The 24,042-nt window shown below is 67.5% G+C and carries 22 protein-coding genes and 4 pseudogenes; 16 read left to right on the top strand and 10 right to left on the bottom strand.

What is annotated here, in order from left to right; translation table 11 throughout:
* Nucleotides 1-13: 13 nt before the first annotated feature.
* Nucleotides 14-1,057, bottom strand: a complete 1,044-nt coding sequence (locus tag GNX96_RS19910) for a protein kinase domain-containing protein (RefSeq protein WP_163569241.1) — start codon at nucleotides 1,055-1,057, stop codon at nucleotides 14-16.
* A 123-nt stretch (nucleotides 1,058-1,180) separates the two neighbouring features.
* Between GNX96_RS19910 and GNX96_RS19905 the strand changes: the two genes are divergently transcribed.
* The 11 genes from GNX96_RS19905 to GNX96_RS19855 all read left to right on the top strand — a co-directional run bounded on the left by GNX96_RS19905 (nucleotide 1,181) and on the right by GNX96_RS19855 (nucleotide 8,917).
* A complete protein-coding gene (locus GNX96_RS19905) occupies nucleotides 1,181-1,549 on the top strand; it encodes an Rv2175c family DNA-binding protein (RefSeq protein ID WP_163569259.1) in 369 nt (122 codons plus the stop codon).
* A gap of 3 nt (nucleotides 1,550-1,552) precedes the next feature.
* The gene (locus GNX96_RS19900) at nucleotides 1,553-1,840 is read left to right on the top strand and encodes a hypothetical protein (protein ID WP_279580880.1); all 288 of its coding nucleotides are present in this window, start codon (nucleotides 1,553-1,555) and stop codon (nucleotides 1,838-1,840) included.
* 42 nt (nucleotides 1,841-1,882) lie between these two features.
* Nucleotides 1,883-2,242 carry a lycopene cyclase domain-containing protein gene (locus tag GNX96_RS19895; protein WP_163569240.1) on the top strand — a complete coding sequence of 120 codons (360 nt, stop codon included), beginning with the start codon at nucleotides 1,883-1,885 and terminating at the stop codon, nucleotides 2,240-2,242.
* 197 nt (nucleotides 2,243-2,439) lie between these two features.
* The gene (locus GNX96_RS19890; protein WP_163569239.1) at nucleotides 2,440-2,841 is read left to right on the top strand and encodes a ribonuclease domain-containing protein; all 402 of its coding nucleotides are present in this window, start codon (nucleotides 2,440-2,442) and stop codon (nucleotides 2,839-2,841) included.
* Nucleotides 2,838-3,275, top strand: a complete 438-nt coding sequence (locus GNX96_RS19885) for a barstar family protein (protein WP_163569238.1) — start codon at nucleotides 2,838-2,840, stop codon at nucleotides 3,273-3,275. Before GNX96_RS19890 ends, GNX96_RS19885 begins: the two co-directional genes overlap by 4 nt.
* Before the next feature lie 322 nt (nucleotides 3,276-3,597).
* Nucleotides 3,598-4,188, top strand: a complete 591-nt coding sequence (locus tag GNX96_RS19880) for a flavoprotein (protein ID WP_163569237.1) — start codon at nucleotides 3,598-3,600, stop codon at nucleotides 4,186-4,188.
* A gap of 174 nt (nucleotides 4,189-4,362) precedes the next feature.
* Nucleotides 4,363-4,977 (top strand): TetR/AcrR family transcriptional regulator, encoded by a 615-nt coding sequence (locus GNX96_RS19875; protein WP_163569236.1) that lies wholly within the window; start codon nucleotides 4,363-4,365, stop codon nucleotides 4,975-4,977.
* Nucleotides 4,978-5,196: 219 nt separating this feature from the next.
* Nucleotides 5,197-5,751, top strand: coding sequence for an ABC transporter ATP-binding protein (locus GNX96_RS19870; protein ID WP_313885718.1), 555 nt, complete (start codon nucleotides 5,197-5,199; stop codon nucleotides 5,749-5,751).
* Nucleotides 5,736-6,647, top strand: coding sequence for a hypothetical protein (locus GNX96_RS19865; RefSeq protein ID WP_163569235.1), 912 nt, complete (start codon nucleotides 5,736-5,738; stop codon nucleotides 6,645-6,647). Before GNX96_RS19870 ends, GNX96_RS19865 begins: the two co-directional genes overlap by 16 nt.
* 114 nt (nucleotides 6,648-6,761) lie before the next feature.
* Nucleotides 6,762-7,403 carry a hypothetical protein gene (locus tag GNX96_RS19860; protein ID WP_163569234.1) on the top strand — a complete coding sequence of 214 codons (642 nt, stop codon included), beginning with the start codon at nucleotides 6,762-6,764 and terminating at the stop codon, nucleotides 7,401-7,403.
* Between the two features lie 266 nt (nucleotides 7,404-7,669).
* Nucleotides 7,670-8,917 (top strand): threonine synthase, encoded by a 1,248-nt coding sequence (locus GNX96_RS19855; RefSeq protein ID WP_279580879.1) that lies wholly within the window; start codon nucleotides 7,670-7,672, stop codon nucleotides 8,915-8,917.
* Between the two features lie 11 nt (nucleotides 8,918-8,928).
* Here GNX96_RS19855 and GNX96_RS19850 read toward each other — a convergent pair whose 3' ends face one another.
* From GNX96_RS19850 to GNX96_RS19840, 3 genes are read right to left on the bottom strand one after another with little or no spacing between them, the layout of a single operon-like run.
* Complete coding sequence (locus GNX96_RS19850; protein WP_163569233.1) at nucleotides 8,929-9,150, bottom strand: hypothetical protein; 222 nt, start codon at nucleotides 9,148-9,150, stop codon at nucleotides 8,929-8,931.
* A 21-nt stretch (nucleotides 9,151-9,171) separates the two neighbouring features.
* Entirely contained in the window at nucleotides 9,172-9,630 is a 459-nt protein-coding gene (locus GNX96_RS19845) for a DUF1980 domain-containing protein (protein ID WP_279580878.1), read from the bottom strand.
* Nucleotides 9,615-10,583 (bottom strand): permease, encoded by a 969-nt coding sequence (locus tag GNX96_RS19840; RefSeq protein ID WP_163569231.1) that lies wholly within the window; start codon nucleotides 10,581-10,583, stop codon nucleotides 9,615-9,617. The genes GNX96_RS19845 and GNX96_RS19840 overlap by 16 nt, the downstream gene beginning before the upstream one ends.
* A gap of 148 nt (nucleotides 10,584-10,731) precedes the next feature.
* Between GNX96_RS19840 and GNX96_RS19835 the strand changes: the two genes are divergently transcribed.
* Complete coding sequence (locus tag GNX96_RS19835; protein WP_163569230.1) at nucleotides 10,732-12,606, top strand: bifunctional metallophosphatase/5'-nucleotidase; 1,875 nt, start codon at nucleotides 10,732-10,734, stop codon at nucleotides 12,604-12,606.
* Nucleotides 12,607-12,987: 381 nt separating this feature from the next.
* Here the strand turns inward: GNX96_RS19835 and helR are convergent.
* The 3 genes and pseudogenes from helR to GNX96_RS19820 all read right to left on the bottom strand — a co-directional run bounded on the left by helR (nucleotide 12,988) and on the right by GNX96_RS19820 (nucleotide 17,969).
* Nucleotides 12,988-15,134 (bottom strand): annotated as a pseudogene (gene helR, locus GNX96_RS19830) (RNA polymerase recycling motor ATPase HelR).
* Nucleotides 15,135-15,341: 207 nt separating this feature from the next.
* Nucleotides 15,342-16,655 (bottom strand): annotated as a pseudogene (locus GNX96_RS19825) (nitrate/nitrite transporter).
* 162 nt (nucleotides 16,656-16,817) lie between these two features.
* The gene (locus tag GNX96_RS19820) at nucleotides 16,818-17,969 is read right to left on the bottom strand and encodes a uroporphyrinogen-III synthase (protein ID WP_313885717.1); all 1,152 of its coding nucleotides are present in this window, start codon (nucleotides 17,967-17,969) and stop codon (nucleotides 16,818-16,820) included.
* Between the two features lie 163 nt (nucleotides 17,970-18,132).
* Here GNX96_RS19820 and nirB point away from each other — a divergent pair.
* Together nirB and nirD are read left to right on the top strand one after the other, a co-directional pair.
* Nucleotides 18,133-20,679 (top strand): annotated as a pseudogene (gene nirB, locus GNX96_RS19815) (nitrite reductase large subunit NirB).
* A 28-nt stretch (nucleotides 20,680-20,707) separates the two neighbouring features.
* Nucleotides 20,708-21,067, top strand: a complete 360-nt coding sequence (nirD, locus tag GNX96_RS19810; RefSeq protein WP_163569229.1) for a nitrite reductase small subunit NirD — start codon at nucleotides 20,708-20,710, stop codon at nucleotides 21,065-21,067.
* Here the strand turns inward: nirD and GNX96_RS53350 are convergent.
* The 3 genes and pseudogenes from GNX96_RS53350 to GNX96_RS53340 form a co-directional block, all read right to left on the bottom strand.
* A complete protein-coding gene (locus GNX96_RS53350) occupies nucleotides 21,064-21,522 on the bottom strand; it encodes a polyprenyl synthetase family protein (protein WP_279580877.1) in 459 nt (152 codons plus the stop codon). The genes nirD and GNX96_RS53350 overlap by 4 nt on opposite strands.
* Before the next feature lie 49 nt (nucleotides 21,523-21,571).
* Nucleotides 21,572-21,904, bottom strand: a pseudogene (locus tag GNX96_RS64140) (polyprenyl synthetase family protein); the annotation flags it as partial.
* A complete protein-coding gene (locus GNX96_RS53340) occupies nucleotides 21,853-22,167 on the bottom strand; it encodes a hypothetical protein (protein ID WP_279580875.1) in 315 nt (104 codons plus the stop codon). The pseudogene GNX96_RS64140 and the gene GNX96_RS53340, both read right to left, overlap by 52 nt.
* A gap of 106 nt (nucleotides 22,168-22,273) precedes the next feature.
* Between GNX96_RS53340 and metF the strand changes: the two genes are divergently transcribed.
* Both metF and GNX96_RS19795 read left to right on the top strand, forming a co-directional pair.
* Nucleotides 22,274-23,179: a methylenetetrahydrofolate reductase [NAD(P)H] gene (gene metF / locus GNX96_RS19800; protein WP_163569228.1), complete on the top strand. Its 906-nt coding sequence runs from the start codon at nucleotides 22,274-22,276 to the stop codon at nucleotides 23,177-23,179.
* A 51-nt stretch (nucleotides 23,180-23,230) separates the two neighbouring features.
* On the top strand, nucleotides 23,231-23,938 hold the full coding sequence (locus tag GNX96_RS19795; protein WP_163569227.1) for a CDP-alcohol phosphatidyltransferase family protein: 708 nt from the start codon (nucleotides 23,231-23,233) through the stop codon (nucleotides 23,936-23,938).
* Nucleotides 23,939-24,042 lie beyond the last annotated feature (104 nt).

The following is a 24,042-nucleotide window of genomic DNA, read 5'->3' as shown; positions in this document are numbered from 1 at the left end:
CTGGGGGGCTTCGTCATAGCTGTACGGCTCGGGGACGGGCGCGTGCGCGGACACAGCGCCCCCGGCAGATCCGGTGGCGCTCGGATTTTCGGGGGCGTTGGTGGCGGCCGGCGGGCTGGAGACCAGGTTGGCCCGCGGCACCGCCTCGGTGGGCATCTCCCAGCGGGGCGCCGGCGGCTCGATGGCCGGCGGCACGGCCGTCATCGCGAGGTCGCTGACCACGTCCCGGAGCTCGGCCAGCATCACGCCGGCGTCGTTCGGGCGGGCGGGCGCCAGGCTCCCGGCGGGTGGCGTGCAACACCAGGTCATCTAGCGCGTACGGCACCCCCTTGGTCCGCTCTGAGGGCGCTGGCATCTCGGCGTGCACGTGTTGATAAGCCACCGAAACCGGCGTCTCGCCGCGATAGGGCGGCTGGCCGGTGAGCATCTCGAAGAGCACGATGCCGGCCGCGTACACATCGGCGCGTGGGTCGGCCGTACCGACCGTGACGATCTCCGGCGCCACATACGCCACGGTGCCGAACATGACGCCCTTGGTCGAGGTGGCCCGGCTGGACTCCGCGATCCGGGCCAGCCCGAAGTCCGCCACCTTGACCGTGCCGTCGGTGCTGAGCAGCACGTTCTCCGGCTTCACGTCCCGGTGCACCATGCCGACCCGGTGCGCGGCGGCCAGCGCCGACAGCAGCGGCCCGAGCACGCCGATGGCCTCTTCCGGGGCCAGCTTGCCGCGCTCGGTGAGCAGCTGGCGCAGCGTACGACCCGGCACATACTCCATCACCAGGAACGCGAGCCCGTTGTGGCTGCCCTGGTCGTAGACGGCCACCACGTTCGGGTGGGACAACCGGGCGATGCTGCGCGCCTCCCGGCCGAACCGCTCCACGAAGGACGGGTCGGTGGCATACGCGGGGTGGATGACCTTGACCGCGACCGTACGCTCCAGCCGCTCGTCCAGAGCGTGGTAGACGGTCGCCATCCCACCGCGGGCGATCATCCCGCGGACGCGATAGCGCTCTTCCAGCACCGCCCCGAGGAGGGGATCGGCGACCGTCTTGTTCACCCGCTCAGGATACGGGCGGGGTCGACAGCCGTCTCGACACGCCGCGCGCCTGTTACTGAGCGAATGTGCTTATGGCAAGGTGAACGTATGAATGCCGAGGTTTCCCGGCCGGATTCGACGGTTATGCCGGATTCGGCCGATCCCGTACCGGGCAGTGTCGGCGAGCCAGCGCAGTGGTTACCGCTGCCGGACGTGGCCGAGCTGCTGAAGATTCCCGTCAACCGAGTCCACCAACTCATTCGAGACCGCAAGCTGGTTGCTGTCCGCCGTGGCGGGTTCATGCAGGTGCCCGCGCAGCTGATTGGTGACGGGGTGGTCGTCAAGCACGTGTCGGGGGTGCTGACGCTGCTGGATGACGCTCGCTTTGACGACGAAGAGATCATCCGCTGGCTCTTCACCGCGGACGACAGCCTGCCCGGCACACCCGCGCAGGCGCTGGCGGAGAACCGCGGCACCGAGATCAAGCGGCGCGCCCAAGCCCTCGGCTTCTAGCCCATGTGGCTGCGGCTGTCGTACGTGGCCGTGCTGGTTTTGTGCCTGATCGGTGCGCTCTGGCTGGAGCCGCTGCTGAAGGTGAATGTCCTGCGGCGCTGGCGGCGGCTGGTGCTTTCGTTGCTGCCGACGCTGATTCTCTTCGGACTCTGGGACATCGCGGCGATCGCGGCCGGCCACTGGTCGTACGACCCGAGGGCAGCTGACCGGGATCGTGCTGCCCGGTCGGCTGCCGATCGAGGAGCTGCTCTTCTTCGTGATCGTGCCGACGTGCGCGATCCTGGGGTTTGAGGCCGTACGGGCGGTCAGGCCGCACTGGCTGGCCGGCGACGAGTGACGTACACGATCGCCGCGGTCATCGGCGTCTGCGTGGTGCTCGTTCTCGATCTTTTCGTGCTGCGGACCCGGCTGGTGACCCGCCGGGTGTGGTGGGTCTCGTACGCGATCACGCTTGGTTTTCAGTTGCTGATCAACGGAATCCTGACCGGCCGGCGAATGGTGGTCTACGCGCCGGCGGCCATCTTGGGGGACGCGCAGCCGCGGTTGTTCGGCGGTTGGCGGATCGCGTACGCGCCGGTGGAGGACCTGCTCTTCGGCTTCGCGATGGTGTTGCTGACCGTGTCGGTCTGGATCTGGCTCGGCCGCAACGGCCTGGACCGGGAACCTCGCGCCGGGCGGCGCGACCGTCCATGATGGCATGCCGGTCCGCCGGTCGGAACAGCGGGCAGCTGGGCGAAACCGCTGGGAAATTTCTGCTCGCCTGAGGTTGCCGCGCGGCGCCAGGGGAGCGAAACTCAGTGCTTGTCCCGGGGGGTCGGGCACAGTCGGTGCTCGGGGGAAGGGGGTGCGTCCTGTCGTCCCGTCATGCCGCAAACGACGGTCGGTTACCAGTGCTGGCGAGGGCTTCCTGGCGGCTGTCGCTCGCCGCTGTTCTTGTCCTGTTCGCGCTGGTCTCCTGCGCGACACCAGCTACCCGGCCGGCCAGCGGGCCAGCCGCTCGGCCGGCCGCTGACGCCAGCGGGACGATTTCGGTCGCCCGGTTGCCGGTGCAGGCCCAGCGGACGTTGCGGCTCATCGATGCCGGCGGCCCCTTCCCGTACAAACAGGACGGGGTGGTCTTCAACAACCGGGAACACCTGCTGCCGGCGCAGAAGAACGGCTACTACCACGAGTACACGGTGCCCACTCCGGGTTCCCGAGACCGCGGTGCCCGGCGGATCATCGCCGGCGGGCCGGCCGAGCGCTATTACACCGACGACCATTACGCGTCGTTCCGGAGGATCGTGTCATGACGAGGCTGGCCACGCTGCTGGACGGAAGCAAACCACCGGGGATGTACAGGTGGTTATCCCGTGCGCACCCGGCCGCCATCAGCCGGGAGCTGGAACCGATCGGCTGGCAACTGCACATCCTGGAAGGCGTGCACACCGAAGACAAGGTGGCCTTTCTCGACGAATGCGCGCGGGTACTGGAGTTTCCGGCCTGGTTCGGGCGGAACTGGGACGCGCTCGCCGACTGCCTGGGTGACTTGTCGTGGCTGTCGGACACCCCGCATGTGTTGCTGTGGGAGCGTTTTGGCGTACTGGCCAAACATGATCCGCGGGCGTGGACGACGGCCAGCGAGGTGATGGCCGAAAAAGCGTCCGGATCGGGACGCGCCGGAGTCCCGCCGCTCTACATTTTGTTGCGCGGCGACGGCCCGGCGGACTCCTTGCCTTTACTCTAAGGGCAGCCTTTTATGTGTGCTGAGCATGGTTTCTGGCCAGCGAGTTGCGCGCCGTGGGCGTTTGTTCACTGAGCGTCCAAAACCGTAAGCCGATCATGCGGGACACACACGGAATACCTTTTCCGTGATTGTTTCCGGCCGTTTCCGCATGCGGGAAAACGATTGCAATCAGCCGGGATGCTGGCACAATCGCCGCAGGTGAACCTTGTTGTCCACAGTGGACCGGGGCGGACGGGAACGGGGATCGCGTAATGAGAACGTCGATTTCTCCAGTGGTCGGATTGGACCGTCGGCGGTGGGCCATCCCGGCCGGCGGCCGGCGATGAGCTCGGTCCGGCTGGTGGTGTGCGGCGCACCACCAGCTCGTCGGATCGGCCGTCTGGTCGACATCGGACATGCCCGTGGCTGGGAGATCCAGGTGATCGCTACCCCGGCCGGCATCGATTTCATGGACGTCGAAAGGATCGAGGCCGCCACCCTGTTCCCGATCCGCAGCCGGGACCGCCGCGAGGCCGAGCCGCGATCGGCCCGCGCCGACGGCATTATCGTCGCGCCGGCCACCTTCAACACCGTCTGTAAGCTCGCATCCGGGATTGCCGACACGTACGCGCTGACCGTCCTCGCGGAGGCGATCGGCGATCGCGTACCGACCGTCGTGGTGCCTTTCGTGGCACCTGGAATGGCGGCGCGAATGCCGTACCGTCGAGCAGTTAGAGCGCTACACGCAGAACAGGTCAGCGTCTTGATGCCAGACCCGAGCGGCCTCGGCCCAGTGCCGGTCGGGCCGCTGTCGTCCACCGCCCAGGACGACGCCGCGGAAGGTTTTCCCTTCCACCGAGCCGCTGATGAACTCACCCGCGTGATGGCCGCCCGCCGGCCGCAGTCGTACGGTCTGCATTCGGACTGCGGTTAACCAGGCGGCCGCTCGTACGTGCCCATCGGGTTTGGTGATCCTGGTGAAGGCCGGCCGGATGAGTTGGCGGCCGTGCCTCGCGAAATCTCCATTGGCGACCTTCGGTATACGACCTCCCACTGCGTCCGGGGCAGACCCCCTGGACGCGCTGGCCGTCTGTGCTACTCTTTGGCCATGCGGCCAGATAGTAAGCCAGTCGACCAGAAGACGTTTATTGAGGAGGCTCGGCGCGCGCAGATCGTCAGCTGCGCGGTCGAGGTCATCGCCGAGGTGGGGTACGGGCAGACCTCGCTGGCCCGGATCGCGCAGCGCGCCGGCATCAGCAAGGGCGTCATCTCGTATCACTTTGCCGGCAAGGACGAGCTGATCCAGCAGGTCGCCGAGTATGTGGTGGGCAATGCCCGGGCATATATGCGGCCGTATATCGAGGCCGCGCCGGATGCTTTCGGCCAGATCCGCGGCTTCATCGAAGGAAACCTCGGGTTCGTCGGGGCACACCGCGAACAACTGCTGGCGCTCGGAGACATCCTCGCGAACGCCCGTGACGCCAACGGGTCGCTGATGCCGGACATCTCCGGCGCGAGCGGCGCGATCGGCACATTGGACGAGTTTCTGCGGCGCGGCCAGAAAGACGGCCAGTTCCGGGCCTTTTCCACCCGGGTGATGGCCACCAGCATCCGGGCCGCGCTGGACGCCGTCAGCGGGCAGTTGATCGCCGACCCAGAGCTGGACCTCCGCGCGTACGCGCGCGACCTGGTCGATCTTTTCCACCACGCCACCAAAGCCTGAGAGGAAACATGTCGTGACAATTGCCTTGCGCCTTTCTGGGCTACACAAGACTTTCGGATCCACCATCGCGGTTGACCACCTGGACCTGGAGGTGCCGGCCGGGTCGTTTTTTTTTTCGCCTGGTCGGGCCGAATGGCGCCGGCAAGACCACCGCGTTGTCAATGGCGGTCGGGCTGCTGCGGCCGGACGAGGGCCGCGCCGAGGTTTTTCGGGGACGACGTGTGGTCCGACCCGGTGGCCGCGAAGAGCCGGATCGGGGTGCTGCCGGACGGGCTCGCGCTGCCGGAGCGGTTGACCGGCCGTGAGCTGTTGACGTACACCGGATTGCTCCGCGGAATGCCGAAAAACGAAGTGGTCGCGCGCGCCGACGAGCTGCTGGCGGTCCTTGAGCTGGATCGCGCCCACTCGACCATGGTGCTCGACTATTCCACCGGCATGCGGAAAAAGATCGGCCTCGCGGTGGCTTTGCTGCATGCGCCCCGATTGCTGGTGCTCGACGAGCCGTTCGAGGCGGTCGATCCGGTTTCGGCCTCCACTATCCGGACGATCCTGCGGCGATTTGTCGTCGCCGGCGGTTCGGTGGTGTTCTCCAGTCACGTGATGGCCTTGGTCGAGCAGTTGTGTGACCGGGTCGCGGTGATCGCGAACGGCAGGGTGCGAGCCGCCGGAACGCTCGCGGACATACGGCAGGGGAGCAGTCTCGAAGCGGTTTTCGTCGACCTGGTCGGCGCCCGGGTTGGTGGGACGGAGGGGTTGGCATGGTTGGCGTCCTGATCCGGCTGAAGCTCGATGTGCTCCGCCGGTCGTACGGCGGTGGCCGTTCGGCGCTCACGATCGCCGGTGCCACTGTCGGATTGGTGTTGGCTGGCGCGACTTTGATCGTCGGGTCACGAGACGCGGCCGGCGACGTCCTGTGCCTCGCTTTCGCGATGTGGACGGTCGGCTGGATCGTCGGTCCGATGGTCACCGGCGGCGACACCTCGCTGCGCCCGCAGTATTTCGCGCTGCTTCCGATCCCGATGCGCCGGCTCGCCACCGGCTTGTTCGGCGCGGCTTTCGTTGGCGTTCCGGCGGTTGTCACGTTGGCCGCCTTCGGCGCGTTGGTGTTGCATGGTTTCCGGCTGGGCTTTGGTCCTGGGTTGGTCGCGATTCCGGCCGCGCTGCTGCAGCTGGCCGTCGTCGTGCTGCTGTCCAAAAACTCAGCGGCGGGATCGCCGAGATCGAGAAAACCCGTCCCGGCCGGGAGATCCCGGCGGCTGTGCTGGTTTCGCGGTGTCTTTCATGATTCTCGGACCGCTCGCGCTCTCCATTCTCGGCCCGCGGATCGTCCAGCCCTGGCCACGACCGCTGGCTCTGCTGGTGCACTGGCTCCCCACTGGCTGGGCGACCAGCGCCGTCGACGGTGCCGCGGATGGCGGTGTGCTCGTCACGATTTCCGCACTGGGCGGCCTGGTCGTGCTGGCCGCCGGCCTGCTTTTCGGGTGGGCCCGGCTGCTGCGCCGTACGCTGGCGCCGTCGGCGAGAGAGTTTGGCCGTACACGCCGGACGGCCCGCGGGCTCCGGGTTCGCCGCGGTGGTGGGGAAGGAACTGCACTCGTACGCGCGAGACACCCTCCGCGGCCGGCTCGTGCGGATGGCGTTCTGGACCAGTGTTTTCGTGTGTCTGCTGACATCCGTCGCGCATGCCGGTTTCGTGGTCGCCTTTATAGGGCTGCTCGCGGTGGTGTTCATGACCATGCTGGCCGGAAACTGGTACGGCGCCCGGGACCGCGCTGTGGTTGGGCATGATGGTCCCGGGCACCGAACGGACCGACCTGCGTGGCCGGCAGGTGGCCTGGGTCGTTCTGGCCGGATCTTTGGGTGTCTCCTTGAGTATTGTCGGCGGCCTGATCGCACGGCAGGCCTGGACGATCCCGTACGTCCTGGCCGGGCTGCCCGCACTGCTCGGCGGCGGCGCCGGTCTGCTCGCGGTTTTCTCAGTGGCGGCCCCGATCGTGAAGGCCGACCCGCACCGGCGGACCACGAACCCGGCCGACTCCGGCACTTCGGTCGGCGGTCAGATCGTCCAGGCCCAGGTGCTGCTCTACCTTGCCGTGGTGAGCGCACTGCCTGCTCTCGGAACGGTTTTGGCCGGCTCGCTTACCCATTCCGGCGCGTTGAGCTGGGCTGGAGCGGGCGTCGGAGTCCTCACCGGCACGCTGCTGGCATGGATCGGCGGCCTGTTCGCGACCGGGCAGCTGCGCCGCCGCCGGTCCGGTCCGGCTGTTGACCCGGCTGCGCAAGGGAATCACGCCGGCCGCCGCCCCAAAGGTCGCCGCCCAGGAGCCGCGCCATCGGCTGATTTTTCTCTGGCTGAGCGGCGGATTCTTCGGCCTGTGCCAGGGCCTGCTCCCGCTGGTCTCCATCGCCCGGGGCGCCGGCACTAACGGCCGGTTCTGGTATGTCCCGCTCTACCTGCCGGCACCACTGCAACTCCCGTTCGCGTCGACATTCCTGTTGGTGGGCACCGCTTTGATCGCCGGAGCCGCGTACGCGACCTGGGCACGCCGGAATGCCAAATCCCGGTGACCTTGTGGTTGATCAGTAGGCTGGCTGTGCCTTGAACAAAGAGCGACACCGCACCAATCGTGATCGGCGCCGGGGTGGCGATGTTGCTGGGTTGCGGTGGACGTACGAGAGAAGAAGGAGGGCCATGCGGGCTTATTCGTCGCTGTCGCACCTGGAATGTTCGCGTACGTCCAAAACGTATGACGCCGATGTTGTGCAGGGCACATCGGAAGTGGGTGCGCCGCTGCTCGCGCGTTACGACTTGGAGCGCGTCGCCAGCACGGTCACTCGCGAGGAGATAGCGGGTCGCGGCCCGGATCTGTGGCGATATCACGAGGTGTTGCCGGTACGGGAAGCCGGAAATGTCGTGACTCTCGGCGAGGGCATGACTCCGCTGCTTGACTTGCCCGCGTACGGGAAACAGGTGGGTGTGCCGGGGCTGAAGATGAAGGACGAGGGCCTGATTCCCACCGGTGCCTTCAAAGCCCGCGGAGCGGCCGTCGGAGTGTCTCGGGCCGCCGAGCTGGGTGTCACTGGCATTGCCATGCCGACCAACGGAAACGCCGGTGCGGCCTGGTCGATCTATGCGGCTCGCGCAGGCATTCGCAGCCTGATCGCGATGCCGGTGGACGCACCGGAAATCACTCGTACGGAATGTGTCGTCTCCGGCGCCGAACTCTATCTGGTGGACGGCTTGATTGGCGACGCCGGAAAACTGATTGCCGCCGCGGTCGCCGGCCGGGGCGGCTACCAGGACGTGTCCACCCTGAAGGAGCCCTATCGCATCGAGGGCAAGAAGACGATGGGCTACGAGATCGTCGAGCAACTCGGCTGGCGGACGCCGGACGTGATCCTCTATCCCACCGGCGGGGGGGGTGTGGGGATCATCGGAATTTACAAGGCGCTGCTGGAAATGCGTGAGCTGGGCTGGCTGACCGGTGACTTGCCGCGGTTGGTCGCGGTCCAGTCGACCGGCTGCGCGCCGATCGTCGAGGCATTCCACGCCGGGAAGGCCGAGAGCACCGCTTTTCCAGACGCTTACACCATTGCCTTCGGCATCACCGTGCCCAAGGCGCTGGGCGATTTCCTGGTGTTGGCTGCCGTACGAGCCACCAATGGCACCGCGATCGCGGTCACCGACGAGGAGTTGCTCGCCGCGCAGGCCGCGGTGGCCCGCGCCGAGGGCGCATTCGTCTGCCCGGAAGGCGCGGCCTGTTTTCGCGGCCGTGGAACAGCTACGCGCGTCCAACTGGCTGGCCGAGGACGAAAACGTCGTCGTTCTCAACACCGGCAGTGGCCTGAAATACCCCGGCACGGTGACAGTCGACGTGCCCACTCTTCCGGTCGACGGCCGGATACCGTAACCACGCTCACTTTCGTGCTGACCTCGTAAGACCAAAAGAGCTATTCGTACGGGTCCGGCGGCGCGGAGATGGGCGTGACGCCGGTGACCGCGATTTGCGGCATGTCGTCGGCGGAGCGCTGGAATCCGCCGACAATGGTGACCCACTGGTCGCGGGGGCGGGCGGTCGCCGGGCGCGCCGGTGACGCGTACGACCGAGGCGACCGCGTCGGCCGCGCAGCACGCGATTTGGTAGCGGGCGATCCGGAACCCGGCGGAATCACCCGCGTCGACCACGAATCCCGTCAGCCGCACCGAAACTGAGCCGAAACTCGCGCCGTGCTGGTCCGCCACCCGCTCGCCGTATTCCAGCAAGGCATGGTGACCGGCGGCCCGGCCGGCAGCGTGCTGAAGGTGCGCCCACCGGAAGTGACCGAGACGGCCGCATTGCGGTCGACGCCAAAACTGCCCAACGACGGCGGGGTGACCAGCAGCAGCGCGACCACTGGCGCAAGCAGCAGCCAGCCAATGCGCAGCGAGTGGTTGTGATCGTCGTCATGCACTGTCAGCGTCGCCGGGCGCAGCACGCGTACGACACTGGCCAAACCGAGCGCGACCAGCAGGATCCCGGCGACCAGCAGCCACCAGCCCATCCCGACGCGGACATAGCGAGCGTACGCGTCGGTGATGAACAGCTTTATGAGCATCGCCCCGACCAACAAGACAGTCGTCGCTCGTACGTCCTCACTCACAGCAGCCACCATCCGATCAGGCCCGCACAAGCGATGCCGACAACAAAGGTGGTGGCCGAGAACCGCCACGCGAACCGCGGCCCGAAAGTGCCGGCCTGCAGGGCGAAAAGTTTCAGGTCGACCATCGGCCCGATCACCAGGAAAGCCAACCGCGCGGTCAGCGAGAACTGGGTCAGGCCGGCGGCCACGAACGCGTCGGCTTCCGAGCACAGGCACAGTAAAACCGCGAGGACCGCCAGCGCGAGTACGGACAGCAGTCCCGATCCGGCGACATTGTTGACGAGTTGCTTGGGAAGTACGGTCTGCATTGTCGCCGCCGCGGCCGCGCCGATAATCAGGAATCCGCCGGCCTGCAGGAAATCGTGCTGCGCGGTGCTCAAGAAAACGGCCACCTTCGAGCCGTGCGAGGCCGGCCGGGAACGCAGTTTGGCCAGCCACTCGTCGCGGCCCAGCGCCATCCACAACAACCCGACCACGACCGAGGTCGCGAGGCTCGCCATCAGCCGGGCGGCGACCATTTCGGGGTTGCGCGGGAAGGCGACCGCGGTCGCGACCAGCACGACCGGGTTGATGGCCGGCGCCGACAGCAGAAAGGCCAACGCGGCCGCTGGCGTCACCCCGGCCCGCGACCAGCCGGGCCGCCACCGGCACCGAGCCGCACTCGCAGCCCGGCAGCGCGCCGCCGCTGGCACGGCCAGGGCCGTCCGCTTGGGCAGCAGTCGGGCGATCGCGGTCGGCGGCACGAAGGTCGCGATGGTGGCGCTGATCGTCACTCCCAGAACCAGAAACGGCAGCGCCTGGATCGCGATCGCGACGAAGACGGTCGCCCAGTTCGCCGCCGCCGGCTGAGCCAGCAAACCGGTCAACGCCGGCCGCGAGAGCACCGCCGCGACGACCACCACAGCGACGAGTACGAGCCCCAACTCGGACCGCCGCCGGGCCACCGCTGAAAAGACATTTCCCACAGCGGGCAATCTAGCTGCATAAACCGTCAATCGGCAGGCAGCCCCCGGTCGCCAAGATTTCATGTCGGCTTCCCGGCCAAAACCCGCCGCCAAAGCCCCTCGCACGCGTACGCTAGCGCCTGGTCACGGCCTGGACAGTTAGCCTTTGTTGAGGGAGATCGTCATCGTTGCCATCCTGCGTTCCCGGATCGCCCGCGCGGGCCTGATTGTCGCGGCGGTGAGCGCGGTCATCGCCGCACCGCTGGCCGTTTCGACGGCCAAACCCGCTGACGCGGTCAGCATTTCCGGCGCCAACACGCTTTCCGACAAAGTGTCGGTCACCTGGGGTCACGGCTGGCCCGGCCGTACGACCGACGTGCATCTGCTGTCCTGGAACGACTTCCACGGCAACCTCGAACCGACCGGTCTCACCATTTACGGCCAATTTGCCGGCGGCGCCGCATATCTGGCCAAAGCGGTGGAGGCCAAGCAGCGTCAGTACGGCGCGCGCCAGGCCACTGTGCTGGCCGGCGACAACATTGGCGCCAGCCCACTGGTGAATGGTCTTTTCCGGGAAGAACCGGCAACTGTCGTCACCAACTTCATGAATGTGGACTTTTCCTCGGTCGGGAACCACGAGTTCGACAAGGGCAAGGACGAGTTGCTTCGCATCCAGAATGGCGGCTGCGGCGCGACCGCCTGCACGGCCGCGCCGTACGCGTTGCCACCGCGTTATCCCGGTGGCAAGCCGCGGTCGACCAACACCTACCCGGGCGCGGATTTCCAGTATCTGGCCGCGAACGTCATCAACAACGCGACCAAAAAGCCGCTTTTCCCGGCGTACGGGATCAAACGTTTCCCCTCCACGCTGGGAATCCCGGTTTCGGTGGGTTTCATCGGTGAGGTGCTGCAGTCGACGCCGACCATCGTCACCCCGAGCGGCGTCGCGGGTCTGACGTTTGTCGACGAGGCGGACGCGGCGAACAAGGCCGCCCGCGAGCTGGCCCGCAAGGGTGTCCACGTGCCGGTGCTGGTCATTCACCAGGGTGGCTACCAGACCGGTACGGTCACCGGCCCGAACGGCTGCGCGGGCAACCTCGCCGGCAGTGACATCGAGAAGATCGCGCAGCGACTGGACCCGTCCATCAAGGTGATCATCTCCGGTCACACGCACGCCGAAAATCGCTGCACGATCACCACGAACGGCGTCACCAGGCTGATCACCAGCGCCGCCTCGTACGGCCGGATCCTGAGCGACCTGACCCTGAAAGTCGACAACTTCAGCGGGCAGCTGGTGTCCGCGGACGCGACCAACTCGGTGGTGCAGAACGCGCTCAACACCCCCGGCGCCGGCGTCGTACGGCAGGACGACCCGTCCAAGGCCGACCCGAAGGTCGCGTCGATCGTGAAGCAGTATGTGGACGCGTCCGCGCCGCTGGCCAACCGGATCATCGGCAAGACGCAGGGCGATCTGACCCGCACTCCCACCACGCTGGGCGAAACCACGCTCGGGGACGTGATCGCGGACGCCCAACTGGCCGCGACCTCGGCACCGGACAAGGGCGCCGCGCAAGCCGCGTTCATGAATCCCGGCGGCGTACGGGCGGACCTGCCCGGTGGCACCATCACGTACGGCCAGGCGTTTACCGTGCAGCCGTTCGGAAACAGCCTGGTCACCAAGACGATGACCGGTGACATGGTGCACCGCGTGCTGGAGCAGCAGTTCGTTGGTTGCGGCGGTCAGCTCACGTCCAAAACCCTGCAGATCTCGTCGACGATCTCGTACCAGTCGATCCCGTCAGCGACCACTTGTGCCGGCAAGATCGGGGAAATCCGGATCGGTGGCCAAGTGCTGACGCCGACCAGCAGCGTACGAGTGACGATGAACAACTTCCTCGCGTTCGGCGGCGACGGGTTCACCGTGTTCAACGAGGGCACCTCCCCGCTGGGCGGCGCGCAGGACATCGACGCCTTCGCTGGATACCTCACCGCCGCCGGCGACACCGGCGTCCCGGTGCCGGCGCTCACCCGGATTCACGCATAAGACCTCGAACCCCGTGATCGGGTCGATCCACCGGATCACCTTCGACCTCTCAACCGCCGCTACATAGGGTGCGGCGCGAAACTGTCGTACTGAGGTGACATTTTGAGCCCCCCCCCTTTCAGAAGGGGGGGGGGGGTGGGTGGCGGGTTTTCATTACGTAAGTGAACGCGCGCGCGAGATAAGCGCGCGTTCAACCCGCTGCGTGCGGTGGTTGCTGAGCCGGCTCTGTCGGGTGCCGTCGGCGAGCGCGGGACTCTGGTCCGCACTGGGCGCCGAGTGCGGGACTTTGTCCAACCCTGGGCGCGGGCACAGGCGGCGGCGTGCCGCAGAGAATGCTGCTGCTCGTGGACAAGAACCGGCGAGCAGCAGCATTCGAAATCGTCAGGAGCTGGTGAGGATAACGAGCTGCTGCGTCGCGCGGGTCATCGCGACATAGCGGTCCACCGCTCCTTCGACGCCGTCGCCGAACGACTCCGGGTCGATGAGGACGACGAGGTCGAATTCGAGGCCCTTCGACAGCTCCGGGGTGAGCGACCGTACGCGCGAGGTCGCCTCAAAGGTGGGATCGCCGATAACGCAGGCGATCCCTTCGGAGTGCGCGGCGAACCAGGTGGCCAGGACCGCGTCCAGTTCCGAGACGGCTCCATGGACGACGACCGGGAGACCGTTGCTGCGGATCGAGGTCGGCACGTTGGCGTCGGGGAGTACGGCCCGGATGACCGGTTCGGCAGCGGCCATCACCTCTTCCGGCGTTCGGTAGTTGACGCTCAGCGACGCCATCTTGATTCGCACGAGCCCGATCCGGTTGAGCCGTTCCTCCCAAGACTCCAAGAATCCGTGCCGTGCCTGGGCACGGTCCCCGACGATGGTGAAGCTCCCGGACGGGCAGCGCAGCAGCAGCATCTGCCACTGGGCATCGGTCAGTTCCTGGGCCTCGTCCACCACGACGTGCGCGAACGGGCCGGCCAGTACGTCTGGGTCGGCGACGGCCAGGATCGTCTCGTTGACCAGCGTGTTCTTCGCGTCGTCGCCGCGGAGCATGGTGAGTGCGCCCTCGCCGTCATCGTCGGAGCCGATCAGGTCGTCCAGGACGAGGGACATCCGCTCGCGTTCGGCGGCGAGCTCGGCCTTGCGCCAGAGATCGCCCGCCGGGCCGCCGCCGGGTCGCCGAGCCGCTGCCGGGCCGCGTCCAGCAGCGGCAGGTCGGACTCCGTCCACGCCCGCGGATCCGGGCGCTGCAGCGCTTGTACGTCCTCGGGGCTGAGCCAGGGAGCGCATTTGCGCAGGTAGGCCCGTACGGAGAACAAGTCACCGACGAGGTCAGCCGCCTCGAGCATCGGCCAGGCGCCGTTCAGAGTCGTCAGCAACTCCCTGTTGCGGGTCAGCGACTTCCGGAGCTGGTCCTCGGAGGCATCGCCCTTGTACTTGTCCATAAGGATCGAGACCAGCACCTCCAGAATCTGCGCGCGGGCGTCGTTGTGTGCGGTGCCCGGATCGGGTGCTTGGAACGCCTCGGCCCAGTCCCGGATGGTCAGCTGCATCTTGACGCCGTCGACGGAGACCGCGAGTCCCTCGGTGGGCGGCTCCTCGTAGAACGCGACGGCCGCCTCGATCGCCTTCACCAGGTCCGCGGACGACTTCAGCCGGGCCACGTGCGGGTCGGTCTCGACTGCCGCGGTGGCACCTTCGGTGACGAGGTCACGCAGGGTGCAGGTCTGTACGCCCTCCTCGCCGAGGCTGGGCAGCACGTCCGAGACGTACGCGAGGTAGGGCTGGTGCGGACCGACGAACAGCACGCCACCGCGGCGGTGTCCAAGGCGCGGGTCGGAGTAGAGCAGGTATGCCGTGCGGTGCAGGGCGACCACGGTCTTGCCCGTACCAGGGCCGCCGTCGACCACCAGCGCGCCGCTGGAGCCGGCCCGGATGATCGCGTCCTGGTCGGCCTGGATGGTGCCCAACACGTCCTGCATCTGGGCTGATCGGTTGCGGCCGAGGCTGGCGATGAAAGCGGACTGGTCGTCCAGCGAGACGCGGTGTCCGTCGAGCCCTTCGGGGGTGAACACCTCGTCCCAGTAGTCGGTGATCCGGCCGCGCGGGTCCAGCGATACCGGCGGCGGCTGACCAGCCCCATCGGGGGCGTGGGTCGCGCCGAAGAACGGTTCGGCGGCGGGCGTACGCCAGTCGAGCAGCAGCCGGCGACCGGTGGTGTCGGTGATGCCGAGCCGGCCGATGTAGACGGGGTCGGGATGCTCCGCGCTGACGATGTGGCCCAGGCACAGGTCCTGGCCGAAGCGCCGCAGAGTACGCAGCCGAGCGCCTAGCCGGCGGATCTCCAGGTCCCGGTCCATCGCCTGCTGACCGGCGCCACCGGGTGCCTTCAACTCGGTGGCGAGGAGTTCGGCCAGCTCGGCGATGGACTGTTCGATGCTCGCCGCGATGGCCGCGAAATGCTGGTCGTCGTCGCCGATCAGCGCCGGGTCGGCCTTGGCGGCGAGGGTGTCGGGAAGCTCAAACGTGCTGGTGGTCAGGGGACTACGCTCCGATCTGAGAGTGCATTTCGAGAGAAGCCGCCGCTGGCGGTGGCCTCGATGGACGATTCTGCGGCACGACCGGGGTCTTGCCGCAAGCCCCCCCGTGCGATATACGTTAGAAATGGAGGGGGAGTGATTTTTCCTCCCCCTCCGCGTACGGAAGAGCCCCCGTAGCAGTTGCTACGGGGGCTCGACTCTGTTTGGTCAGATTTTGGCGAAGAGTGGCTCCGTGGTCGTTGTGGTCGAGGGCTGCCGGACGTACGCGAAATAGGTGACGGCGATGCAGAGATCAGGTAGAAGGCCAGGAAGGCGACGAAGGCCGGCATGCCGCTCTTGGCGGTCAGAAACGACTGTCGGAAGGCCAGGTTGATGAAGAGGCCGCCGAGCGCGCCGACCGCGCCGGCGATGCCGATCACCGCGCCGGACATTCGCCGGGCCCACAACAACTGGTCGCCGGATTCCTCGCGGGTCAACGCCTTGGCCCGGAAAATCGCCGGGATCATCTTGTACGTGGAGCCGTTTCCGAGGCCGGAGAAGAAGAACAGCGCAAGGAAGCCGACAGTGAAAGCCGGCAGCGACTTCATTTCCGAGGCCCCGACGATCACCACGACACTGACGGCCATCGCGAGGAAATTCCACAGCGTCACCTTCGCGCCGCCGAGCCGATCGGCCAGCCGGCCGCCGACCGGCCGGATCAACGAGCCGACCAGCGGGCCGAGGAACGTGATGCCGGCGGCCTGCAGGGGCGTACGACCGAACTGGTTTTGCAGCACCAGGCCAAAAGCGAAGCTGTATCCGATGAACGAGCCGAAGGTGCCGATATAGAGAAAGGACATGATCCAGGTCTGCGGATCGGAAGCGGCTTCTTTCAGTGCTTTGGTGTCATTGCGTACGGACGAGAGATTGTCCCATGAAGAGCGCGGCGCAGACGGCCGCGACCACGATCAGCGGAATGTAGACGTACAGGATGATGTGCGGGCTGGTCGTGCCACTCCAGGCGATGACGCCCAGGCTGAGAAGCTGGATGGCCGCCACTCCGAGGTTGCCGCCGCCGGCGTTCAGGCCAAGCGCCCAGCCTTTCTTCTGCTCGGGGTAGAAGGCATTGATATTGGTCATGGAGGAGGCGAAGTTCCCGCCGCCGACCCCGGCCACCGCGGCCACGATCAGCAGGGTGCTGAACGACACCCCGGGCCGCAGCACGATGGCGCAAAGAATGGTCGGGATCAACAACAATCCGGCGCTGATGATGGTCCAGTTCCGGCCGCCGAACCGGGCCACCGCGAGCGTGTACGGCAGCCGCAGGATCGCGCCGACCAGCGTCGGGGTGGAAACCAGGTAGAACTTGTCCGCGACGCTCAAACCGTATTTCGGTCCCATGAAAAGCACCATCACCGACCACAGCGACCAGATCGAGAAGCCGATGTGTTCGGTCAGGATCGAGAACCACAGGTTGCGGTTGGCGACCTTGGCGCCGATGTTCTTCCAGAAATCCGGGTCCTCCGGTGTCCAGTGCTCGATCCAGCGACCACCGAGCCGGGACCGTCCGGCGTCCGGCGCGGTCTGCGCGCGCGATACTCATGAAAACCTCCTAGAGCGGGTGCCGCTAAAGCTAGAATCATCAATTTGCCCGGACGTAAATCCAGGTGTCAGGGTGAATAAATTCCGTTCACGGCCCCGAATTCACGCTGTGAGAATGACCGGCGAGCCGATAGCCGCGTTTGATGACCGTCTGAATAGCGGCGCCGGCCGGCCCGAGCGCCTCCCGCAGCCGCCCCCGATGGTGGTCTCCACCGCGTGTTCCTCACCCGGACTGTCCGGCCAGGCCCGGGTCAGCAGTTCCGCACGAGTGAGGACGCGGCCGGGGTCGACCGCCAACGCACGCAGCACGGCCGCCGAGCGCTGCGACAGCCGCACTGGTACGCCGTCCACCACCACCGCGCTGCCGCGGATCCGCAGCTCGTGGTTGGACGTACGGACGAGTCGCGTCCGTTCTGTGCTCAGCTGGTCGGTCAGCACTCGTACCAGCGCGCCCAGCCGGGACCGCTCGGGGATCACGCACTCGACGCCGTGCTCACGCAGCGGCCCGGCGCAGATCGGGCCGACGCAGGCCGCCGCGACGGGACCGCGCAGGCCCGCCAGCATGCCGTCCAGGTGACCGCTGTCGGCGGCCACGTCCAACAGCGTCAACACCGCTGGCGCGCTGGTGAAAGTGATCGCGTCGATGCTGGCCGACGCGACGGCCTGGGCGAGCTTGCGCAGCGGCGCGACATCGTCCGGCGGCGCCCAGCGATAGACGCGTACACAGATGACCTCGGCGCCGGCGGCCCGCAGCGCGGACGTGAAGTCGGGCATCGGCGCGCCATGCTCCTGTACGACGACGCGGCGGCCGGCCAGCGGCTCGGCCAGCAGCCGCGTCAGCATGTCCGCCGACGACTCCGACGGCGGCGACCACACGTCCGCCAGCCCGATCGACCGCATCGCGCCGACCGCCTTGGGTCCCCGCGCGTACAACCGCGCTTGGCTGATCCGTTCCCGCAGGTCAGCTCGTACGCCCCAGCCGTCGGCGGCCTCCAGCCAGCTGCGGAACCCGATCCCGGTGGACGCCCCCACGTAGTCCAGCGGCCCGGTCAGGCAGGCCTGGGTGGCCTGCCACAACGCGGTGTCGTCGGCCAGCGGCACGATCTTCACCGCCGGTGCCTCGATCACGGTGGCCCCCCGGCGGGTCAGCAGCGAGGTGAGTTCCTCGCGGCGACGCGCGGCGGTGACCCCCACCGTGAAGCCGGCCAGCGGGGGCAGGTCGCGCGCTGCGGTCGAGCTGTCGGGATGCGCCATTAGGCCGATAGTCCGGCACGCTGGTTAGTGGCCCTTTGCGGTCTTGCTACGCGCGTGTAACGCGGGCATCACGGTGACCGTCGTCACCGCGTGAGTTTCCGGTACCGGGGCCGCAACAAAGCGGAACCAGCGGTGTTACATCGGTCCGGGAAAGTGGGTCGACATGGCCCCCCTCCGCACCTCATCGTCGCGCCGGCTCGTCGTCGTCGGGTACGGGATGGTCGCGCACCGGCTGGTGGACGCGCTCGGCGAGCGGTCGGACTGGGCCGTGACGGTGCTGGGCGAGGAGAACCGGCCGGCGTACGACCGGGTCAATCTGTCCGGCTACTTCGCCAGCGGCGACCCGGACAGCCTGACGCTGCCGATCGGCGCCACCGGGTCGGCTGAGCTGCTGCTGGGCGAGGTCGCGGTCAGCGTCGACCGGCAGGCCCAGCTGGTCGTCACCGGGTCCGGCCGCAACGTCCCGTACGACGTGCTGGTACTCGCCACCGGCTCGCGGCCGTTCGTACCGCCGATCGACGGCCGGGATGCTGCCGGTGCGTTCGTCTACCGCACGATCGACGACCTCGACGCGATCCGCGCTTACGCGGCGGACCGGCGCGTCGGTGCGGTGGTCGGCGGCGGGCTGCTGGGCCTGGAGGCGGCCAATGCGTTGCGGTCGCTGGGCCTGGAAACGCATGTGGTGGAGATGGCCGGATGGCTGATGCCGCAACAGGTCGACGAGGCCGGCGGACAGATGTTGCGCCGGCACGTGGAAAGTCTGGGCGTCCGGGCTGCGTCTTTCCAGTCAGACCGCAAGCGTTCTGGTCGATGACGATGTCCGCGTACGTGGGCTGGCTTTCGCCGACGGCACCGAGCTGGCCGCCGACCTGGTGGTGTTTTCCGCCGGCGTACGGCCGAGGGACGAGTTGGCCAGAGAATGCGGCCTCACGGTGGGGGAGCGCGGTGGGGTGGTCGTCGACGACCAGTGCCTCACCAGCGACCCGAACGTCTTCGCTGTCGGGGAATGCGCGCAGCTCGCCGGCCGGGTGTACGGGCTGGTGGCGCCGGGTTACGCGATGGCCGAGACGGTGGCCGCTCAGTTGGTTGGCCGCGAGGCGACTTTTCCCGGTGCGGACACCTCGACGAAACTGAAATTGCTGGGCGTCGATGTGGCGAGTTTCGGGGACGCTTTTGGTGCCGTCGAAGGAGCTTTGGAGCTCGTCTATTCCGATCCGGTGTCCGGCCGCTACGGCAAACTCGTCGTCACCGACGACGCGAAGCGGTTGCTGGGCGGCATTCTGGTGGGGGACGCGTCGGCGTACCCGACCCTGCGTGCCCTCGCCGGCAGCGACCAGGCCTTGCCAGCCGAGCCCGCGCTGCTGATTCTTCCTTCCGGGAACGGCGAAGCTGGCTCGGTGGAGCTGTCGGCGGCGGCCCAGGTGTGCAGCTGCCACAACGTGACCAAGGGCGACATCTGCGCGGCGATCCACGAGCAGGCGATCGTGGACGTGGGCGGGATCAAGGCTTGCACGAAAGCCGGCACCGGTTGCGGCAGTTGCGTACCGTTGCTCAAAAAGCTCCTCGGCGCCGAGTTGAGTAAGGCCGGCGTCGAGATGAGTACGGCGTTGTGCGAGCACTTCGCGTACAGCCGGGCGGAGCTTTTCGCCCTCGTACGGGTCCGCCAGATCACCACTTTTTCGGCGCTCATCGCGGAATACGGCAACGGCCGTGGCTGTGACATCTGCAAGCCGGCGGTGGCGTCGATTCTCGCGTCGCTGGGCAACGGTCATAATTCACAGTGGCGAGCAGGCCGCCCTGCAGGACACCAACGACCACTTCCTCGCGAACCTGCAACGCAACGGCACCTATTCGGTGGTGCCCCCGACTGCCCGGCGGCGAGGTCACCCCGGACAAGCTGCTGGCGATCGCGCAGGTCGCCAAGGACTTCAACCTCTACACCAAAATCACCGGTGGCCAGCGAATCGACCTGTTCGGTGCCCGGGTCGAGCAACTGCCGGCGATCTGGCGGCGACTGGTCGACGCCGGCATGGAATCCGGTCACGCGTACGGGAAAGCCCTTCGTACGGTCAAATCGTGCGTCGGCCAAACCTGGTGCCGATTCGGCGTACAGGACTCCACCTCGCTCGCGGTGATGTTGGAGCTGCGTTATCGCGGCCTGCGTTCGCCGCACAAGCTCAAGGCCGGGGTGAGCGGCTGCGCGCGAGAATGCGCGGAGGCCCGCGGCAAGGATTTCGGCATTATCGCCACCGAAACCGGCTGGAACCTCTATCTGGGCGGCAACGGCGGCTTCACCCCGCGACACGCGGAGCTCTTCGCGACCGACCTGGACACTGACACCCTGGTCACCTTTATCGACCGATTTCTGATGTTCTACATTAGGACTGCTGACCGTCTACAAAGGACAGCGCCGTGGCTGGAATCGTTGGAAGGTGGAATGGGCTATCTCCGTGAGGTCATTGTCGACGACCGGTTGGGCATCTGCGCCGAACTGGACGCGGCGATGCAGCGGCACGTCGGCTCGTACCGCGACGAATGGCGCAGTGTCCTTGAAGATCCGGAGAAACTCCGCCGCTTTACCTCTTTCGTGAACGCACCCGGCACGCCCGACCCGAGCATCACCTTCGTCACCGAACGGGACCAGATCCGCCCACCGCAGCCCGGCGAGGCTCCGCTGATCGGCGGCCCGCGGCTGAAGGTGGTTTCCTGATGACCCGCTTTTCCCCTGGGGAGGAACGATGACCGCCGCCACCGAGCTGGTACTCGAACACTGGGTCGAGGTCTGCGAATACCACGACCTGCTGCCCGAACGCGGCGCCGCGGCCCTCGTCGACGGCGTCCAGGTCGCGGTCTTCCGGCTCGCCAACGGTTCCCTGCGCGCGCTCGACAACCTCGACCCGTGCTCCGGCGCGTACGTGCTGTCCCGCGGCATCGTGGGCACCAGCGGCACCGCCAACTCGGTCAACACCGTCGCCTCGCCGATGCACAAACAACGTTTCGACCTCGACACCGGGCAGTGCCTCGACGACGACTCGATCTCAGTGCCGACCTACCCAGTCCGCCTCGTCGGCGAAAGCGTCCAACTCGACGTCAGTTAGACGGTGCGGGCGGTGGCCGCGGCGGAAAGTTCGAGAAGGGCGGCCGCGGCTTCGGCGGGGAGGTGAGCGGCCTCGAGCGCCCGTACGGCTTGGGCTGTCCGAGTCGCGATCATCCGCTCGGTCTCGGCGAGGGCGCCGGTTTCGGTGATGATGTCTCGCAGGACGGCCACGCCGTTGTCGTCGAGGGCCGCGTCGCCGAGCCGGGATCGGACGGTGTCGGCCTGGGCGGCGGAGGCGCGCTCCATGGTGAGGGCGACCAGCACCGTGCGTTTGCCTTCGCGCAGGTCGTCGCCGGCCGGCTTGCCGGTGACAGCCGGGTCGCCGAAGACGCCCAGCACGTCGTCGCGGAGCTGGAAGGCCTCGCCCAGCGGCAGCCCGTACGCGGAATAGCTCTCGACCAGCGCCGGGCCGCCGCCGCCGGCGAGGGCCGCGCCGAGGTGCAAACGGCCGCTCAATCGTGTAGCGCGCGCTCTTCTCCCGAGCCACCCGCAGCGACCATGCCACCGAAAATTCGCCGCGGACGTGACCGAGCAGGTCCAGATACTGGCCGGCCATCAGTTCCGTACGCATCATGTCGTAGATCGGCTTCGCCCTGGTCAGGGCGTGTGCCGGCAGCCCGGAAGCGAACAACATCTGGTCAGCCCAGGCAAGACTGAGGTCGCCGAGCAAGATCGCCGAGCCGGCGCCGAAGCCGTCTGAAGCACCCTGCCAACCGGACTCTCGGTGCAGCCGCTCGAAGCGGCGGTGGATGGCCGGCTGGCCGCGCCGGGTGTCCGAGCCGTCCATCAGATCGTCGTGGATGAGCGCGGATGCCTGGACCAGCTCCAACGACGCCACCGCGGCCGCGATCGCGTCCAGATCTGTCGCCTGGTCGGTGCCGCCGGCGCCCCGCCACCCCCCAGTATGCGAACGCTGGTCGCAGCCGTTTCCCCCCCATTGAGAAGGAAAGACGTGAGGGCGTCCGAGAACGGCTGGAACTCGGGGCCGATCTCGACCAGCTCGCCCTCGCGAGCGGTCAAAAAGGACCGCAGTGCGCTGGTCACCCGCTCCCGCAGCCGCACCTGGTCGGGCGCCGCCACGTCGGCCTCTGCGCTGGGCACAAATGCCTCCTGTAATCCCCGCGAGATTCTCGACCAGACGCTAAACCGTCAGTTTCCGGCCCGCCGCGTCGACCCACCATTGACACATCCTTGGTAAGGTTGGCGCATGGCGCAGGGTGGCAACAGCAGCAGTCCATCGATCGGCGAGCTGGTGGCCGGCAAGACTCCGACGTTCTCGTTCGAGTTCTTCCCGCCCAAGACCCCGGACGGGGAGCGGCACCTGTGGCAGGCGATCCGCGAACTGGAGTCGCTGCACCCGTCGTTCGTCTCCATCACGTACGGCTCTGGCGGCGGCACCAGGGACAAGACGGTCGCGGTCACCGAGCGGATCGCCGCTGAGACGACCCTGCTGCCGCTGGGGCACCTGACCTGCGTGAACCACACCGTCGCCGAGCTGCGCAACATCATCGGCCACTACGCGGCGGCCGGCGTACGGAACGTCCTGGCCCTTCGCGGTGACCCGCCGGGCGATCCCCAGGGCGAGTGGATCGCGCACCCACAGGGCCTGCGATATGCGAGCGAGCTGGTCAGCATGCTGTGCGAGGTGGGCAATTTCTGCGTCGGGGTGGCCGCTTTCCCGGAGAAACACCCGCGATCGCCGGACTATGACACAGACGTGCGATACCTGCTGGCGAAACTGCGGGCCGGCGCCGACTACGCGATCACCCAGTTCTTCTTCAACTGGCAGGACTGGACGCGGATGCGGGACGCGGTGGTGGCCGGTGGCAGCGACGCGCCGATCATCCCCGGGATCATGCCGGTGACGAATGTGAAGCAGATCCAGCGGATGGCGCAGCTGTCCGGCGCCGCCTTCCCCGCCGACCTCGGGAACCGGCTGCTGGCGGTGGCCGACGATCCGGAGGCCGTCCGGCAGGTCGGCGTCGAGGTGGCCACCACGTTGTGCGAGCGGCTGCTCGCCGAGGGTGCCCCGGGCATCCACTTCATCACCATGAACAGGTCCACCGCGACCCGCGAGATCTGGCAGAGCCTGCGGGTCGACCAGCCGGCCTGATGTTCCTGGCCGGCGGGTTGGCTGCGGTGACGGTCGCGTTGCTCGTTTTCGGTGTCGTACGGGCGCGACCGCGCGGCTGATCCGCTGCCAGACCACGACGGCTATCTCGACCGTTGGTCGGCGCTGCACGGCGGCTGGCGGCCGACCGGCGTGTTCCCGGTCGGGTGGTTCCGCGTCACGTACGCACTGGCCGTCCGGCCCGCTCGTCGAGGCCTGCACCCGCACGTGGTGACCGGTCTCGGGCTGGCTCTGAGCGCGGCCGTGCCGTTGCTCGGGTGGGCTGGAGGGGGGTGGGCGATGGCCGCCGTGCCGGTGCTGATCTGCTGCGGGCTCGCCGACAGCGTCGATGGCGCGGTGGCCGTCATGTCCGGGACGGCCAGTCGGTTCGGCGCCGTGCTGGACAGTCTGAGCGATCGGCTGGGGGAAACTGTTGTTCCTGCTGGCCCTGGTGGCGATGGGCGCCCCGCTGGCGCTGGCGGTGGCCGCCGGAGTCGTCGGGTATCTGCTGGAATACGTACGAGCGAGGGCCGCCGCGGTTGGCATGGCCGGTTTGGGCGTTGTCACCGTTTTTTCGAGCGGCCGATCCGGATTATCGTGATCGCTTTCGCGATCTTCTTCGCCGGCGCGGCACAACTGGCTGTCCACAACGGATTGCCGGGTGTGATCGCCGGGACCGGAACGGCGTTCTGGTTGCTGCTGTCGTTGGCCGGACTCGGCCAGATTCTGCGCGCCGCCCGTTCCGATCTGTCCGAAAGGTAATGCTGTTCTCAGCCGTGGGGGCGGCCATCCAGCGATATTGACGGATGTCAGAGCCATCACTACGTTGGCCAACGGCCGTTCAGCCCGGTCGTAGGACATTTCAT

The organism is Fodinicola feengrottensis (assembly GCF_010993775.1).
GTDB lineage: Bacteria > Actinomycetota > Actinomycetes > Mycobacteriales > HKI-0501 > Fodinicola > Fodinicola feengrottensis.
This window is presented reverse-complemented; position numbering and strand designations above follow the sequence as displayed.

Excerpts from the sequence above, each read along its gene's own strand:
- GNX96_RS19905 (WP_163569259.1), top strand. The coding sequence starts at position 1,181 with ATGCCGGATTCGGCCGATCCCGTACCGGGCAGTGTCGGCGAGCCAGCG.
- GNX96_RS19900 (WP_279580880.1), top strand. The coding sequence starts at position 1,553 with ATGTGGCTGCGGCTGTCGTACGTGGCCGTGCTGGTTTTGTGCCTGATC.
- GNX96_RS19885 (WP_163569238.1), top strand. The coding sequence starts at position 2,838 with ATGACGAGGCTGGCCACGCTGCTGGACGGAAGCAAACCACCGGGGATG.
- GNX96_RS19880 (WP_163569237.1), top strand. The coding sequence starts at position 3,598 with ATGAGCTCGGTCCGGCTGGTGGTGTGCGGCGCACCACCAGCTCGTCGG.
- GNX96_RS19875 (WP_163569236.1), top strand. The coding sequence starts at position 4,363 with ATGCGGCCAGATAGTAAGCCAGTCGACCAGAAGACGTTTATTGAGGAG.
- GNX96_RS19865 (WP_163569235.1), top strand. The coding sequence starts at position 5,736 with ATGGTTGGCGTCCTGATCCGGCTGAAGCTCGATGTGCTCCGCCGGTCG.
- GNX96_RS19860 (WP_163569234.1), top strand. The coding sequence starts at position 6,762 with ATGATGGTCCCGGGCACCGAACGGACCGACCTGCGTGGCCGGCAGGTG.
- GNX96_RS19855 (WP_279580879.1), top strand. The coding sequence starts at position 7,670 with ATGCGGGCTTATTCGTCGCTGTCGCACCTGGAATGTTCGCGTACGTCC.
- GNX96_RS19845 (WP_279580878.1), bottom strand. The coding sequence starts at position 9,630 with ATGGTGGCTGCTGTGAGTGAGGACGTACGAGCGACGACTGTCTTGTTG.
- GNX96_RS19820 (WP_313885717.1), bottom strand. The coding sequence starts at position 17,969 with ATGGCGCATCCCGACAGCTCGACCGCAGCGCGCGACCTGCCCCCGCTG.
- nirD (WP_163569229.1), top strand. The coding sequence starts at position 20,708 with ATGACCGCCGCCACCGAGCTGGTACTCGAACACTGGGTCGAGGTCTGC.
- metF (WP_163569228.1), top strand. The coding sequence starts at position 22,274 with ATGGCGCAGGGTGGCAACAGCAGCAGTCCATCGATCGGCGAGCTGGTG.